Raw genomic sequence first — 15,095 nt, forward strand, 5'->3', positions numbered from 1 at the left:
CCGGGTAGGGAAAGCGCCGAAGCTAGCACACGGCCGCGGCGAACTCAGGCGGCCCGGCCCAGCCCGCCCAGGTCGTTGCGACGCGGGCGGCGACGGGCCTGCGGCCCCTTGCGCCGGGTCGCCGGCAAGGCCTGCATGCGTGCCGTGGCCGGCGCCGCAGCGCGGACACCGGCCGCTTCGACCGCACCGCGCGCGCCCAGTACGCGGACCGCAATCCAGCCCGCCAACGGCATCGCCAGCAGCCACAGCGGCAGCCATCCGAGCAGCGCATGGCTGGCGCGAGCCTCCGGGATCAACAGCACGAGCGTTGCGCCGACGGCGAGCGCGTAGCGCAGGACGTGTTCGGCGACGGAGGGGCTGGCGGCGTGGACAAGGCTCATGGCGGCGACCTGCAAGGGTGGGATCGCAGGATTGCGCCCGGCCATCTCACCGGTTGCGACCGTCAGTAGCCGGCCTCGTCCAGCGCCTTGTCGGCCTCGTGGCGGCCGATCGCGATCAGCTCCCGGGCCCGCCAGAACTCGTAGAACTGGCAGGCATCGCGTGGTATGCGGATCACCAGCTCGGGGGGATCGAGCGCAAGCTGCACGCGGGCGATCTGCGCCTGCATGGTGTCGAGCGAGCGCGACATCAGCTCGGTGAAGCCGTAGCGCGCCGTGTCGACCTGGTCGCCGTCCGCCTCGCCGCGGCGCAGCCGCCGCTCGATCCAGTCGAGCAGGCGCGAGTGGGCGGGTGATTCGTCGCCGATCCGCGGTTCCGGTGCCTCCGGATGCGCCGGCGTGCCGGGCGGCTGGTTCGGCCAGCTGTTCATGTCGACCGCGACCAGCCGGTGGGCGTCCGACAGCCGGCTCGCGGCGATCGGCAGCGGCGCCAGCAGGCCGCCGTCGACCAGCTCGCGGCCGTTGACCCGGTGCGGGGTGAAGATGCCGGGTATCGCGATCGAGCCACGCACCGCATCCCACAGGTCGCCTTGCCGCAGCCACACCTCGCGCTGGCGCATCAGGTCGACCGCGACCGCGGTGAAGTCGACCGGCAGGTCCTCGATCCGCACGTCGCCGGTGCGCTCGCGCAGCGCGGCCATCAGCCGCGTGCCCTCGAACAGCGCCGGCCGCCCGAACACCGGGTCGAGCAGCCGCAGCATGTCGGTGCGGCTCATCGACAGCAGCCAGTCGCGGAATACGTGCAGCTGGCCCGCCGCGAACAGCCCGCCGACCAGCGCGCCACTGGACGACCCGGCCACCGCGACGATGTCGATCCCGCGGGCGACCAGCGCGTCGATCACGCCGATCTGGGCCAGCCCGCGTGCGCCACCGGCGCCGAGCACGAGTGCGACCGGCTCGCCGCGCATGATCCGGGGGGCGTCGGCCGGCGCCATCAACGGCGCCTTCCCGTGCAAGCCGCGGTCACTTCGGGTCGCGCTCGTAGTTGGCGATCGCCAGCGACAGCAGCGTGCGGGCCTGCTCGCGCAGCGACGGCGGTTCGACGATCTCCGCGTCGCTGCCGTAATGCAGCACGTCCATCAGCAACTCGCGGCCCGAGCTGTAGGGCACCTTCAGTTCGTAGCGGCCGTCGGGCAGGAACCGGCCCTGCTGCTGCGAGTGCCAGTGCTCATCGGCGACCCAGCGCGCGGCCTTGGCGCTGAACACGATCGTCGCCCAGCCCTTTGGCGTGCCCGAGAAGATCCCGTAGCTGGACGCCAGGTGCTGGTTGAGTTCCTCGTCGGGCAGGTCGCGGGCGGCTTCTTCGAGCTGGCGCGCGTTGCCGATCCGGTCCACCGCGAAGCTGCGCAGCGCCTCGCGTTCGTGGTCCCACGCATCCAGGTACCAGTTGTCGCGGTAATGGGTCAGGCGTTGCGGCGACACCGTGCGGCGGGTGAGCTGGTCGGTGGAGCGCGCGCGGTATTCGAACGCCAGTTGCCGGCGGTCGAGCACGGCCGTGGCGACGTGGCGGAACGCGGTTTCGTCGAGCTTGCGGGTGCGGTGCGGAACCACCCGCACGCGCTCGACCGGCACCCGGCGGCCGCCGGCATGGTCGTCCAGCAGCTTCTCGATGCGCTGCTGCAGCGGGGCCAGCGCGTTCGACAGCACCCCGCCACCGCTGCGCATCATCAGTTGCTGGGCCGCCAGCAGCGAGTGCAGCTCGTCGGAGCTGAGCCACAGGCCGGGCAGTTCGAATCGGCTCGGGTCGTCGGGGTCGTAGCGGAAGCCGGCCTCGCCATTGCCGATCACCGGCGCCATCAGCTGGTCGCGCAGATAGGCCAGGTCGCGGTAGACCGTCGCGCGCGAGCATTCCAGCTCCTCCTGCAGGCGCGGCACCGTCACCGGGTAGCGCGCCGCGGTGAGGATGCGGTGCAGGGCGTGGATGCGTTCGATGCGTTCCATGGCGATGTTCCGGGGGGCGTCGAAGAAGCGACGATCGGGCAAGGATCGCACCGGCCGGTGCGACACCGCCAGCGCACGCCCCGGATAACCGCTGTTTAACCCCCGCCGGCAGATACTCCGCGGCCGCAAGGAGGCCGGATGCACGACAGGGAACGCAATGAAGGGCCTGAGCGGCGCGTGGCCGCCGTGGTGGCGGTCGCGGTGAATGCCGGGCTGCTGGCGTTGCTGCCATGGCTGCTGCGCACGCCCGTAATCGATGCACCATCCCACGCCAGCCCGACGGTGGAAGTGCGGTGGATCCGTCCGCCAGTGCCCGCGGTGCGGCCGCCGGCGACGGACATGGCGCTGACGCTGGCGAGTCCGGTGGAGACGCGGCGACCTCCGCGGACAGCGGTACCGGACATCGACGTCGTCACTGGCGTGGAGGACGACGCCGATGCCACCCTCGCCACCGCACCCGAATCGATCGGGATGAACACCGCGCCGTGGCTGCAGCCGCAGCGCCCCGCGCTCGGCGCGCCCGACCCGCTCGCCAACCGGCGGGTCGACCTGCCCGGCTCGCCCGGCGGGCGTTTCCGGATGCGCGAGCCGCCGTCGCTGGCCGGTGCGCTGGCGGCGGTCGGTCGCGCGTTCGGTGGCGCGAACTACTCTACGGACCCGTGCCCCGAGGTCCGCCGCGACATCGACGATCTGTCGCTGCAGGGCGATTCCACCGCGCTGCGCGATGCACTCGCGTACGAGCAGCGCTTCTGCCGCTGAGGGTGGCTGGTCCATCGGGCATCCCGCGTTGGAGTCAGGCATCGGCGGCGGCTGCGCCGCGATTGCGACAGCGAGGGAGCGGTATGGCGAAGAGAGAATGGCTACGGGCGGGGATGGCGCTGGTGCTGGTGCTACCGGCAATCGCCTGGGGTGGCGCACGCGAGGACGTCGACGCGGCGATCGCGCGGTTCGCCCAGGCGCAGAGTTTCCACGCGTCGATCAGCACCGCCGGTTCGCCGGCGAGCGAGACCGACTTCATCGCGCCGGACCGCTACCGCATGAACCTGCCCGACGGCCGGGTGCAGGTGGTGGTGGACGGCACCATGTACATGCGGGATGGCGATGCCGTGCAGCGCGTGCAGGTGCCACCGGAAGTGCTCGCGCGCTGGCGCCAGCGAACCGGGCTGTCCGGCTTGGGCGCCGGCATGCAGGCGACCGACCTGGGCGAAGACGTGCTCGACGGCGCGAGTGCGCGCAAGTACGCGATCACCCGGCCCGGCGAGGCCGCACCCGCGATGACGATATGGATCGGAACCGCGGGCTATCCGCTGCAGGTCGAGGCCAACGGCATGGCGGAGGGCAAACCGGTCACCACCACGATCCGCTACTCGCGCTTCAACGACCCGAACCTCGCGATCACCGCGCCCGAGTAAGGCGGCACGACCGGCAGCGTGTTCGGCGGGACCGCGGGCAATGTGCCGATTCCGCCGGTTCACCCCAGGGGTGCGCGACGTCGGTGGGCCCCCGACACCGTCTTGGCATACTGCCGCCGTCACCCGCTCCGCTTCCTGCGATATGTCCGCCCTGCTGGGACTGGCGCTGTTGGCCGGTCCGTTCACCACCCTGCCGCCGCCGGCGCATGTCGGCGACCCCGCGCTGGTTGCCCTGGGCAGCGACCCGGCGCGCCTGCGCCTGTTCTGCTGGTCGACCCGTTGCGGCGATGCCGAGTGGCGCCAGGCACTCGCGCCGGCCAGTGGGCTGTTCAATGGCGGCCGGCAGCGCGCGCCGGCGCTGCCGGGCAGCGAACCGTGGATCGGGCTGCACGCCCCTGCCCGCCCGCGCACCAGCGCTGCCAGCTACGCCAACGACTGGCGCATCGGCGCGCGCTACGGGCTCCAGGCCATCGATAACGGCCCGACCCGGCTTGGTGTCCAGCTGGGCGCGGGCTACCGCCTGGCAACGCTGCGCGATGACGGGATCGCGCTGCCGGGTCCGGTGCTGCGTGGCTCGCTGGAGATCGCCCACGAACTCGGCGACCGTGCGCACTGGAACCAGCGCATCCAGTTCGAGACCGGCCACGGCATGACGTTCGTGAAGCAGTCGCTCGGGCTGGACGTGGTGCTGTGGCCGTCGTGGACGCTGGAAAGCGACCTGCTCATCCGGCACGACGAATTCGGCCCCAGCGGCAGCGAGTCGGCGGAATCCTCGTTGCGGCTGCGGCGGCGCTTCTGACTCAGAGGCCCAGCAGGTCCCCGGCGCCCTGTTCGAGCAACTGCGCGGCAACCTGCCGGCCAAGCGCGTCCGGCGCATCACCCTGCGCCCCGGCGCGCACCAGGCGCCCGTCCGCGGCCGAACCGACCAGCCCGTCCAGGCGCAGGCCGGTGCCATCGAGCGTCGCCAGCGCGGCGACCGGCACGTGGCAGCTGCCATGCAGCGCGCGGTTCATCGCGCGCTCGGCCTCGACGCAGCGCCGGGTTTCGGCGTGGTCGAGCGCGGCGAACAGCGACGTCGTCGCCGGGTCGTCGTCGCGGCACTCCACCGCGACCGCCCCCTGTGCCGGCGCCGGCAACCAGTCCGGCGCGACCAGCCTGCGACGGATGCGCGCCTCGAACCCGAGCCGCTGCAGTCCGGCGCACGCCAGCACGATGGCGTCGTAGTCGCCGGCGTCGAGCTTGGCCAGCCGCGTATTGACGTTGCCGCGCAGGTCGCGCAACCGCAGGTCCGGGCGCAGCGCGCGCAACTGGGCCTGGCGGCGCAGCGAGGAGGTTCCGACCACCGCCCCCTCGGGCAGCGACTGGATGCCGTCGTGGGTGTTGCTGATGAAGGCGTCGGCGTAATCGGCGCGGGCGAGGATCGCCGGCAGCGCGAAACCCGGCTCCAGTTCCATCGGCACGTCCTTGAGCGAGTGCACCGCGCAGTCGGCGTCGCCGCGCTGCATCGCCAGTTCCAGCTCCTTGAGGAACAGCCCCTTGCCTCCGATCGCGGCGAGCGAGCGGTCCAGGACCTCGTCGCCGCGGGTGCTCATCGGCACCAGTTCGACCTGCAGGTCGGGGTGGGCCGCGCGCAGGGCGGCGGCGACGTGTTCGCTCTGCCACAGGGCGAGCGGGCTCTTGCGGGTGGCGATGCGCAGTATCCGGGTCATCCGGCGATTATCGCAGGCCACCGCCCGCCGAACCCGACCAAGCCCCAACCCACGTAGGAGCGACGTAAGTCGCGACCCGCCGAACCCGGCCGGGGCGGCGACCGGGCTGATGCCACACCGGGGATCCGCTTGGGTGCTTCGACACCGGCGGGAGTGCGGTGTTCGGAAAATGACCTGCAGGTCGCGACTTACGTCGCTCCTACGGCAACGGGTGGCTTGAACGCGCGCAGCTACAGGTGTTTCAGGGTCTCGCGCAGGGCGGCGACGCAGCGACGGCTGACTTCCAGCGGCTGCTTGCCGTGGCGCAGCACGGCCTGGGTGTGGCCATCGGGTGCGCGCCGGAGCTCGACGATCTCGTGCCGGGCGACCAGGCAGTTGCGATGGATCCGCACGAACCGGCCGCCGAATTCGTCCTCCAGCGACTTCAGCGATTCCTCGATCAGGTCCTCCCCGCGCGCGTGGTGGACGACCACGTACTTCTCTTCGGCCTGCAGGTAGTGCACGTCCTCCAGCGGGATCAGCCGCAGGCTGCCGCGAAGGCGCGCGCACAGGTGGCTGCGGATCGGTGCATCGCGGCTGGAGCGCTCGCGTCCGGCGGCGAAGGTGCGCACCCGCTCGATCGCCGCGGCAAGTCGCTCGGCCCGCACCGGCTTGACCAGGTAGTCGATCGCCTCGGCTTCGAACGCCGACAGCGCGTGGGCGTCGTACGCGGTGCAGAACACCACCGCCGGGCGCGGCTCGAACGCGGCCAGGTGGCGCGCGGCCTCGAGGCCGTCGATCCCGGGCATCGCGATGTCCAGCAGCACCAGGTCCGGTGCGTGCTCGGCGCAGGCATGCAGCGCCTGCTGGCCGTCGCCGGCCTCGGCCACCACCTCCACGCCGGCGGTCTCGCGCAACAGTCCGCGCAGGCGCTCGCGCGCCAGTGGTTCGTCGTCGGCGATGACCACCTTCATGGACTGTCCCCGTCTCGGCGCGGCAGCGGCACTGCCGCGATGCCGATCTTAGCGCCGTGGCCGGTGCCGGTCAGCCGGCGGTGAAACGCGCGGACAGCCAGTCGCCCAGGTCGCCGATCTGCTCCGCGCAGACCTGATGGGCCATCGGATAGGCGTGCCAGTCCACCGTGAAGCCAAGCTGGCGCAGCAGTGCGGCGCTGCGCTCGCCGGCCTGGAACGGCACCACCGGGTCCTGCGTTCCATGGGCGAAGAACAGTGGCTGCCCGGTGGCGGCCGCATCCACCGACTGCGGCAGTTGCGCCAGAGACGCCGGCGACAGCGGCAGGTAGGTCGACAATGCGACCAGGCCCGCCAGCGGCTCACGCCGGCGCAGCCCGGTGGCCAGCGCGACCGCACCGCCCTGCGAGAAGCCCGCCAGCACGATGCGTCCGGGCGGGATGCCGCGCCCGGCCTCGCGCGCGATCAACGCCTCGACCTGCTCGACCGACTGGTTCACGCCGGTCTCGTCGGCCCGGTTCGCCAGGTCCAGCGCGACGATGTCGTACCAGGCGCGCATCGGCACGCCGTTGTTGATCGTCACCGGTCGCACCGGCGCGTGCGGGAACACGAAACGCAACGATGGCCACCCCGGTCGGACCAGCTCCGGGACGATCGGCGCGAAGTCGTTGCCGTCCGCGCCCAGGCCATGCAGCCACAGCACGGTCCATTGCGGCGCGGGGCCGGTTTCGTGTTCGACGGTCTGCAGCAGGTTCGGTGCGTTCATCGCCGCATTGTGGCGGCTGCGCGCGCGGCCGCCAAACCGCTCAGGGTTGCGACGCGGCCGGGGTGCAGACCGGCTCGCGGTCGACCAGCCCGAGCCACGCGGTGCGTTCGACACACTTGGGCGCCCGTGCCTTCGCCCGCGCCGCGGCCGCCCGGCTGGCCGCGGCCACGCGCTCGGCCTGCAACGTCGCGATCGCCTTGCGGATGGCCGGCAACGCTGCCAGCGCCGCACGCTCGCCTTCGAGGATGGCGCGGTTGCGCTGCTCGAAATCGGCCGCGCCGATGTCGGTCACCTGCGGGCGAATGACCACGTCGGCGCGCGCCATCTCCTGCTGGCCCAGCTGCTGGCCCATGATGCTGATGGACTGGTTGACGATGCCGAGCAGGTGCGTGGGCTTCTGCCCGGTGGCCTTGCTGGAGATATCGACCGCGATCACCAGGTCGGCGCCCAGGTCGCGCGCGGCATCCACCGGCACCGGACTCACCACGCCGCCGTCGACGTAATGCCACTGGCCGATCGCGACCGGCTCGAACACGCCCGGCACGCTGCTCGATGCGCGCACCGCCTGGCCCGTGTTGCCGCGTGCAAACGCGACCCGCTCGCCGGTCTCGAGCCGCGTGGCGACCGCGGCGAACGGTTTTTCCATGCGCTCGAGCGCCCGCCCGCCCACCTGCGCGTTGACGTAGTCCTGCAAGGCCTTGCCCTTGACCAGGCCACCGGCAAACAGGCTGACATCGCGGATGCTTGATTCGTCCAGCGCCACTGCCTCGCGCTGCAGCTCGAACGGGCCCATGCCACCGGCATAGAGCGCACCGACCACGCTGCCGGCGCTGGTGCCGGCGACCACGCGCGGCGTGATGCCGTTGGCCTCCAGCATCTTGATGACGCCGATGTGTGCGAAGCCCTTGGCGGCGCCGCCACCCAGCGCGAGGCCGACGCGGATTTCGGGGGGTGGCACAACGACGGTCGGCGCGGAGGGCGGATCAGGGCGGACGGTCTCGCCGCCACAGCCTGCGATCAGCACCAGCGGCAACAGCAACAGCGGCGCCAGCCGCCGGCGTAGGAGAGTCAGCATGTTGCGACCATGGGCCATTGAAGTCGCGGAGCATACGCGCGGCCGCCCCCACGCCGGTTGAACGCGCGAGCGGGTCGGGTCCGATCCGCGCCAGGCCCCGCTGAACAGGCGTGGAAGCCGCACGCGGGCCGGGTGTGCGTGACCGGCTTGCACTGTCGAAACCTGCGCCGGTACAATACGCGGCTCGCCTGGACCCATCCGGGCTGTTTACCCGAACCGAGATACTTATGCCCAGCGTCAAAGTCCGCGAAAACGAGCCTTTCGAGTTTGCCCTGCGTCGCTTCAAGCGCACCTGCGAGAAGGCCGGCGTCCTCGCCGAGACCCGCAAGCGCGAGTTCTACGAAAAGCCGACCCAGGAACGCAAGCGCAAGGCCGCCGCCGCGGTGAAGCGCCAGTCCCGCCGCGCCTCGCGCGACGTGACCAAGCGCCAGCGGCTGTACTGATCGCGCATCCTGCGTAGCTCCCGGCCATCCGCGCCGGGGACTTCACAGGGAAGCCAAAGCCGGCCGCGCCGTGAGCGCCGCCGGCTTTTTGCGTTCCGCCGGAACCGGCGGCGCGCGCCCCACCCAAGGACCCCGCCATGACCCTCAAGCAGCAGCTCACCGACGACATGAAGGCCGCCATGAAGGGCGGCGACAAGCACAGCCTCGGCGTGATCCGGCTGATGAACGCCGCGATCAAGCAGAGGGAGATCGACGAGCGGATCGAGCTGGACGACGCGCAGGTGCTGGCGGTGCTCGACAAGATGGTCAAGCAGCGGCGCGACTCGGTCACCCAGTACGAGGCTGCCAACCGCGAGGACCTGGCCGCGGTCGAGCGCGAGGAGATCACCGTGATCGAGCGCTACCTGCCGGCCAAGCTCGGCGAGGCCGAGATCATCGCCGCGATCGACGCGGCCAAGGCCGAGACCGGCGCCAGCAGCCAGGCCGACATCGGCAAGCTGATGGGCGTGCTCAAGCCGCGGCTGGCCGGCCAGGCCGACATGGGCCTGGTGTCGAAGCTGGTGAAGCAGCGCCTGGGCTGAACCGCCCGGGTGGCGCACGACGAGGCCGGGACATCCCGGCCTTTCGCGTTTCCGGGGCTGGCAGCCGCCGCTATCCGTCGACCCACTCGACGCTAACCTCGTCGCCCCGATACTGGCGGGGCATCCTCCACAAACGACACTCCATGGCCGACCGATCCCCGAATCCCGCAACGCCTGCCCGCCGTGCCGGCGAAGACGTGCCCGAGACGGACCAGCCGGATCTTGGCGAACGCCTCGACGAACTGCAGGAGCGGATCGAGGAAAGCTGGCCGGCGAAGTTCATCCATCGCTTCTTCGCCTACGACCTGCTGGCGCTGGCCGCCGCGCTGTCGTTCTACACCCTGCTCTCGCTGGCGCCGCTGGTACTGATGCTGCTGTGGTTGACCACCGCGCTGCTGCCCACTGCGCAGGAGGAATTCTTCCGGCAGGTCGGCCTGCTGGTCGGACCGCAGGTCGAAGAAACCGCGCGGCTGATCGTCGCCAACGCCGAGCGCCGTCCCGGCACCGGCTCGCTGGCCGCGCTGCTCGGCACCGGCGCGTTGCTGGTCGGCGCGTCGGTCGTGTTCGGCCAGTTGCAGGCCGCCCTCAACCGGGTATTCCGCTCCGATGCGCGCGCACTCGGGCTGCTGGCGTGGCTGCGCAAGCGCCTGCTGTCGTTCGGCATGGCCATTGCAGTCGGTTTCCTGTTGGTGGTGTCGATGGCGGTACAGGCCGCCCTCGCGGTCGTGATGGCATGGCTGCCGGACCTGTTGCCGGTGTTCGCGGAGGCGTTTTCGCTGGTGCTCTACGCACTGGTGTTCGCCGGCATGTACCGGCTGCTGCCGGATCGCCCGGTCAGTCCGTCGCGCGCCTTGGCGGGCGGCGCGCTGACTGCCGGACTGTTCATCGTGGGCCGCTGGGCGATCGGCCTGTACCTCGGCCAGGCCAGCCTGGGCAACGCCTACGGGCCGGCCGGCGGCCTGGTGGTGATGCTGGTGTGGCTGTACTACTGCGCGGTGGTGTTCCTGGCGGGTGCCCTGATTACGGCGATGCTCGACGAGCATGCGCGGGTCTCCCGCCGGCTGGCGCGCCAGCGCGCACGCGCCGACCGCACGCCCCCGGCCGCGACCGACGCAACCACCGGCCGCCCGTGACCGCCCCGGCGGTGGCATCCTAGCGGTCCGCTTCATCGTTACCGCGCCCGGTCCGGGCAGCCATGGCCCGCATTCCCGACGCCTTCATCGACGACCTGCTCGCCCGCACCGACATCGTCGAGCTGGTGGGCGCGCGCGTGCCGCTCAAGCGGCAGGGCAAGGAGTACTCGGCGCGCTGCCCGTTCCACGACGAGCGCTCGCCGAGCTTCACGGTCTCGCCGGGCAAGCAGTTCTACCACTGCTTCGGCTGTGGCGCGCACGGCACCGCGATCAAGTTCCTGATGGAGTACGACCGGCTGGAGTTCCTGGACGCGGTCGAGGAACTGGCGCGCCAGAACGGGATGGAGGTGCCGCGCGACACCTTCCAGCGCAACGCCAACCCCGACAGCCAGGACCTGTACTCGGCGATGGAGGCGGCGGCGACCTTCTACCGCCGGCAACTGGCCGCCACCCCGCGCGCGCGGGCCTACCTCGACGACCGCGGGGTCGACGCGGGTATCCGCGAGCGCTTCGGGATCGGTTACGCGCCCGGTGGGTTCAACGCGCTGCGCGACGCGCTCGGCAGCGATGAGCGCCGGATGCGGCTGCTCGAGCGCGGCGGCCTGTTCTCGAAGAACGACAGCGGCCGCGTCTACGACAAGTTCCGCGATCGGGTGATGTTCCCGATCCACGACCGGCGCGGCCGCACGATCGGCTTCGGCGGCCGCGTACTGGCGCCGGAGGAGGACGGCCGGGACCCCGGCCCGAAGTACCTCAACTCGCCCGAGACGGAGCTGTTCCACAAGGGGCGCGAACTGTACGGCCTGTGGCAGGTCCGCCAGGCCAACAAGAAGATCGAGCGGCTGGTGGTGGTCGAGGGCTACATGGACGTGGTCGCGCTGTTCCAGCACGGGGTCGAGACCGCGGTCGCGACGCTGGGGACCGCCACGACCCCGGACCACGCCGAACTGCTGTTCCGGAACGCACCCGACGTCTATTTCTGCTTCGATGGCGACCGCGCCGGGCGCGGCGCGGCGTGGAAGGCGCTCGAGTCGGTGCTGCCGCGGATGAAGGACGGCCGGCAGGCATTCTTCCTGTTCCTGCCCGAGGGCGAGGATCCCGACACGATCGTCCGCAAGGAAGGCGCGGCCGGTTTCGACGCGCGCCTGCGCGAGGCGGTGCCGCTGTCGCGGTTCCTGTTCGACTCGCTCGCCGCGGAGGTCAATCTCGGCACGCTGGAAGGCAAGGGCCGGCTGGCCGAGCGGGCCAAGCCGCTGCTCGCGCAGATCCCCGATGGCGCCTTCGCCGACCTCATGCGCCAACGGCTGACGGAACTGACGGGCGTCGGCGCACGCGCGAGCAGCCCGGAAACCCACGTACCGGCGCAGCGCGCACGGGCGCCGTCGCGGGGCACCCCGACGCCTCGGCGCAGCCTGGTCCGCGCCGCAATCGCACTGCTGCTGCAGCGTCCGGCGCTCGCGCTGGAGCTGGAGCCGCCGTTCCGCTTCGCCACGCTGCGCCAGCCCGGCATCGAACTGCTGGTCGACCTGCTCGGCCTGATCTATGCGCGCCCGGACATCGGCACCGGCTCGCTGGTCGAACACTTCGCCGGGCGCGAGGAATACAGCGCGCTGCAGAAGCTGGCCTCGCAGTCGCTGGCCGGCGACGAAGGCAAGTGGCGCGACGAACTGCTCGACGCGATCGCACAGCTCGATCGCCAGACCCTGCAGCAGCGCATCGAAGAGTTGCAGGCGATCCTCCACGAGGGTGGTCGCGGCGCACTCACCGCCGGGGAACAGGCTGAACTGCGCGAGTTGCTCGGCGCTGTCGGACGGGCCCGCCGGACATGACCGGCGGCGGCTGAACGGCCGCCACGCAAGCGTTTCACCCGGTTTTCATACACCCGGCGACGACGCGGCGGCGCCTACAGTCGGTGGCGTTCCTCCGGAGACACCACCCATGCGCCGCCCGTCGATCACTACCCCCATCCTCCTTACCGGTGCCGCCGCGCTGCTGCTGGTCGTCGGCTGCCGCGGTCCCGAGCTGGCCGAGGTCCAGGCCGCTCCGCCGCCGCCCGTCGTCAAGAAGATCGACCCGCGCGTGGCAGCCGAACAGGCGCTGGTGGCCTACATGGAAACGGTCGGTACCGACGAGGCGCCGCAGTACCGCGAGGCCCGCAGCGACCTCGACGGAGACGGCGCCGACGACCTCCTGATGTTGCTGGACGACCCGCTGTGGTGCGATGCCGACGGCTGCCCGCTGCTGGTGTTCCACGGCGAGGCGGACGGTAGCTACACGCTGGTCGGGCGCACCGATACCACCCACGCACCGATCGCGCTGGGCAAGCACCGCAATAATGGCTGGCACGACCTGCTGGTCGGCGTGGGCGGTGGCACGACCCAGGCCGGCACCGTCGCCCTGCAGTTCGACGGCGAGGGCTACCCGGTCGATCCCACGATGGTGGCGTTGCTGGCCAACGAGTCGGCCCCGGTGGTGCAGACGCTGTTCGAATAACAGAGCCGCCGCCGGGCCGCGGCGGTCAGCTGCGACGACCAGCCCGCTTGCGTCGTCAGCCGACGGGCCGAAGCTCGAACGCCGCCGCCGGCTCCATCAGCGGCAGCAGCCAGTGGTCGACCAGCAGGAACGCGAAGAGCGCCATCAAGTACACGATCGAGTACTTGAACACCTCCATCGCGTACAGCTCGTCGGGCGGGTCCATCAGCCGCCAGGCGTGCCAGAGGAACACCGCGCCCAGCACCAGCGCGCCACCGAGGTAGAACAGTCCGCTCATGCCGGTGGCCCACGGCAACACCGTCACCACCACCAGCAGCACGGTGTAGAACAGGATCTGCCAGCGGGTGTACTCGACCCCGTGGGTGACCGGCAGCATCGGCACCATCGCCTTGCGGTAGTCCTCGCGGCGGAAGATCGCCAACGCCCAGAAGTGCGGCGGCGTCCAGACGAAGATGATCAGCACCAGCAGCAGCGCGTGCGGGTCGAGCGTGCCGGTGATCGCGGCCCATCCCAGCGCGGGCGGCGCGGCGCCGGCGATGCCGCCGATGACGATGTTCTGCGGCGTGGCCCGCTTGAGGAACACCGTGTAGATGACCGCATAGCCGATCAGCGAGGCGAAGGTCAGCAGCGCGGTCAACACGTTGACCCAGACCAGCAGGATCACCATCGAGGCCGCCGCCAGCAGCAGCGCGAACACGAGCGCCTGGCGCGGGCTCACCTGGCCGGCGACGATCGGCCGCCACGAGGTCCGCGCCATCTTGGCGTCGATGCGCGAGTCCAGCAGCTGGTTGATCGCCGCCGCGGACGAGGCCGCCAGCCAGATGCCGAGGAAGCCGAGCACGGACTCCTTCAGCGGCGGCAGCCCCGGCACGGCCAGGAACATGCCGATCGCCGCGGTGAATACGATCAGCGCGACCACCCGGGGTTTGGTGAGGTCCCAGTACTGTCGCAGCGTCGGTCGCATTGCCGTGCCCATCACGCCTCCGGTGCGCGTACGCGCGCCAGCAGCGAGACCAGCACGAACAGCAGCAGCACCGCACCGGCGTTGTGCAGCACCGCCGTCCACAGCGGCAACGCCAGCTTGACGTTGGCGATGCCCAGGGCGACCTGCGCGATCGCCAGCGCGCCGAGCAGGCTGGCCCAGCCGCGGAGGCCTGGCGTGCGCAGCAGCCGCGCGACCAGCCACAGCAGGTAGGCGAACACGACCACCGCCATCATCCGGTGGGCCATCTGGATCGCGATGCGCGACTGGCCGTCGAGGATGCCGCCTTCGTAGTCGACGCCGATGCCGCGCCACAGCACGAAGCCCTCGCTGAAGTCGGTCGGCGGCCACCAGCGGCCGACGCAGGTCGGGAAATCGGTACCGCAGGCCAGCGCCGCATAGTTGGCGCTGGTCCAGCCGCCGAGCGCGATCTGCACGCCCAGCAGCACCAGCCCGACCATCAACAGCACGCGCACGCGCCCGGCCTCGGCCAGGCGGATCGGCAACCCGGTGGCACGCCATGCCATCCACAGCAGCAGCGAGAACGTCAGCAGTCCACCCAGCAGGTGCCCCATCACGACGATGGGCTTGAGCAGCCACGTCACCGTCCACATCCCGAGCAGGGCCTGGAAGATGATCACCGCCAGCGTGACCGCCGCCACCCGGGCCAGGTCGAGGTTGCTCCAGCGCAGCGCGGCCACCAGCAGGATCGCCTCGCCGGCGATCGCCAGCACCGACGCGGCCACGTGCTCGCCGCGCATGTACAGCGGGATCGCGATCGCGACCAGCGCGGCAGCGGCCAGTACCTGGGCCATTCCGTACCGGCGGCGACGCGCGGCGAGCAGCGCGAGCGCCAGCGTCAGCACCCCCAGCGCGCCCGCGATCATCCGGTGGAACTGCTCGCGCCACGCCTTGTGCACCTCGACGGGCCGGATCGCGGTGGCGGCATGGTCCGCGCCATGGGCGACCTCGGTCGGCCACGCGGCGCGGCCGTAGCAAGTCGGCCAGTCCGGACAGCTGAGCCCCGCGTCGGACAGACGGACGAAGGCACCGAACACGATCACGCCCAGCGCGAGCGCGACCGCCAGCCACGCAAGGCGGTGGAAATGGCGGGCCGGACGCGCGGCGGCGGGACGTGGTGTGGAGGAATGGCGGGAGGCGGTCATGCAGGTC

The 15,095-nt window shown here is 71.3% G+C and carries 17 protein-coding genes; 8 read left to right on the top strand and 9 right to left on the bottom strand.

Going from position 1 to position 15,095, the window contains the following annotated elements; translation table 11 throughout:
* Positions 1-44 precede the first annotated feature (44 nt).
* The 3 genes from KOD61_RS12155 to KOD61_RS12165 form a co-directional block, all read right to left on the bottom strand.
* Positions 45-380 carry a hypothetical protein gene (locus tag KOD61_RS12155; RefSeq protein ID WP_215218918.1) on the bottom strand — a complete coding sequence of 112 codons (336 nt, stop codon included), beginning with the start codon at positions 378-380 and terminating at the stop codon, positions 45-47.
* 62 nt (positions 381-442) lie between these two features.
* Positions 443-1,372 carry a patatin-like phospholipase family protein gene (locus KOD61_RS12160; RefSeq protein ID WP_215218919.1) on the bottom strand — a complete coding sequence of 310 codons (930 nt, stop codon included), beginning with the start codon at positions 1,370-1,372 and terminating at the stop codon, positions 443-445.
* Positions 1,373-1,400: 28 nt separating this feature from the next.
* Positions 1,401-2,378 (bottom strand): helix-turn-helix transcriptional regulator, encoded by a 978-nt coding sequence (locus tag KOD61_RS12165; protein WP_215218920.1) that lies wholly within the window; start codon positions 2,376-2,378, stop codon positions 1,401-1,403.
* Positions 2,379-2,516: 138 nt separating this feature from the next.
* Between KOD61_RS12165 and KOD61_RS12170 the strand changes: the two genes are divergently transcribed.
* The 3 genes from KOD61_RS12170 to KOD61_RS12180 all read left to right on the top strand — a co-directional run bounded on the left by KOD61_RS12170 (position 2,517) and on the right by KOD61_RS12180 (position 4,589).
* Complete coding sequence (locus tag KOD61_RS12170) at positions 2,517-3,137, top strand: hypothetical protein (protein ID WP_215218921.1); 621 nt, start codon at positions 2,517-2,519, stop codon at positions 3,135-3,137.
* An 83-nt stretch (positions 3,138-3,220) separates the two neighbouring features.
* Positions 3,221-3,790, top strand: a complete 570-nt coding sequence (locus KOD61_RS12175; RefSeq protein WP_215218922.1) for a hypothetical protein — start codon at positions 3,221-3,223, stop codon at positions 3,788-3,790.
* Between the two features lie 142 nt (positions 3,791-3,932).
* On the top strand, positions 3,933-4,589 hold the full coding sequence (locus KOD61_RS12180; protein ID WP_215218923.1) for a DUF481 domain-containing protein: 657 nt from the start codon (positions 3,933-3,935) through the stop codon (positions 4,587-4,589).
* A gap of 1 nt (position 4,590) precedes the next feature.
* Here KOD61_RS12180 and hemC read toward each other — a convergent pair whose 3' ends face one another.
* From hemC to KOD61_RS12200, 4 genes are all read right to left on the bottom strand, one after another.
* Positions 4,591-5,499 (bottom strand): hydroxymethylbilane synthase, encoded by a 909-nt coding sequence (gene hemC, locus KOD61_RS12185; protein WP_215218924.1) that lies wholly within the window; start codon positions 5,497-5,499, stop codon positions 4,591-4,593.
* 230 nt (positions 5,500-5,729) lie between these two features.
* Complete coding sequence (locus KOD61_RS12190) at positions 5,730-6,452, bottom strand: LytR/AlgR family response regulator transcription factor (RefSeq protein WP_215218925.1); 723 nt, start codon at positions 6,450-6,452, stop codon at positions 5,730-5,732.
* Positions 6,453-6,522: 70 nt separating this feature from the next.
* Positions 6,523-7,215 (bottom strand): alpha/beta hydrolase, encoded by a 693-nt coding sequence (locus tag KOD61_RS12195; RefSeq protein WP_215218926.1) that lies wholly within the window; start codon positions 7,213-7,215, stop codon positions 6,523-6,525.
* Positions 7,216-7,255: 40 nt separating this feature from the next.
* Positions 7,256-8,287: a patatin-like phospholipase family protein gene (locus tag KOD61_RS12200; RefSeq protein ID WP_215220405.1), complete on the bottom strand. Its 1,032-nt coding sequence runs from the start codon at positions 8,285-8,287 to the stop codon at positions 7,256-7,258.
* Positions 8,288-8,517: 230 nt separating this feature from the next.
* Here KOD61_RS12200 and rpsU point away from each other — a divergent pair, with 230 nt between their 5' ends.
* The 5 genes from rpsU (at position 8,518) to KOD61_RS12225 (ending at position 12,940) form a co-directional block, all read left to right on the top strand.
* Entirely contained in the window at positions 8,518-8,733 is a 216-nt protein-coding gene (rpsU, locus tag KOD61_RS12205) for a 30S ribosomal protein S21 (protein ID WP_036137208.1), read from the top strand.
* Between the two features lie 137 nt (positions 8,734-8,870).
* Positions 8,871-9,314 (top strand): GatB/YqeY domain-containing protein, encoded by a 444-nt coding sequence (locus KOD61_RS12210; protein WP_215218927.1) that lies wholly within the window; start codon positions 8,871-8,873, stop codon positions 9,312-9,314.
* Positions 9,315-9,457: 143 nt separating this feature from the next.
* On the top strand, positions 9,458-10,447 hold the full coding sequence (locus KOD61_RS12215; RefSeq protein ID WP_215218928.1) for a YihY/virulence factor BrkB family protein: 990 nt from the start codon (positions 9,458-9,460) through the stop codon (positions 10,445-10,447).
* A 62-nt stretch (positions 10,448-10,509) separates the two neighbouring features.
* Positions 10,510-12,276 (top strand): DNA primase, encoded by a 1,767-nt coding sequence (gene dnaG / locus KOD61_RS12220; protein ID WP_215218929.1) that lies wholly within the window; start codon positions 10,510-10,512, stop codon positions 12,274-12,276.
* A 109-nt stretch (positions 12,277-12,385) separates the two neighbouring features.
* Positions 12,386-12,940, top strand: a complete 555-nt coding sequence (locus KOD61_RS12225; RefSeq protein ID WP_215218930.1) for a hypothetical protein — start codon at positions 12,386-12,388, stop codon at positions 12,938-12,940.
* A gap of 55 nt (positions 12,941-12,995) precedes the next feature.
* Here the strand turns inward: KOD61_RS12225 and cyoE are convergent, their stop codons facing one another.
* Both cyoE and KOD61_RS12235 read right to left on the bottom strand, forming a co-directional pair.
* Positions 12,996-13,904 carry a heme o synthase gene (cyoE, locus tag KOD61_RS12230; RefSeq protein WP_215218931.1) on the bottom strand — a complete coding sequence of 303 codons (909 nt, stop codon included), beginning with the start codon at positions 13,902-13,904 and terminating at the stop codon, positions 12,996-12,998.
* 11 nt (positions 13,905-13,915) lie between these two features.
* Positions 13,916-15,088 carry a COX15/CtaA family protein gene (locus KOD61_RS12235; protein ID WP_215218932.1) on the bottom strand — a complete coding sequence of 391 codons (1,173 nt, stop codon included), beginning with the start codon at positions 15,086-15,088 and terminating at the stop codon, positions 13,916-13,918.
* Positions 15,089-15,095 lie beyond the last annotated feature (7 nt).

The sequence above is a fragment of the Lysobacter luteus genome (genome assembly GCF_907164845.1).
GTDB classification, from domain to species: Bacteria; Pseudomonadota; Gammaproteobacteria; order Xanthomonadales; family Xanthomonadaceae; genus Novilysobacter; species Novilysobacter luteus.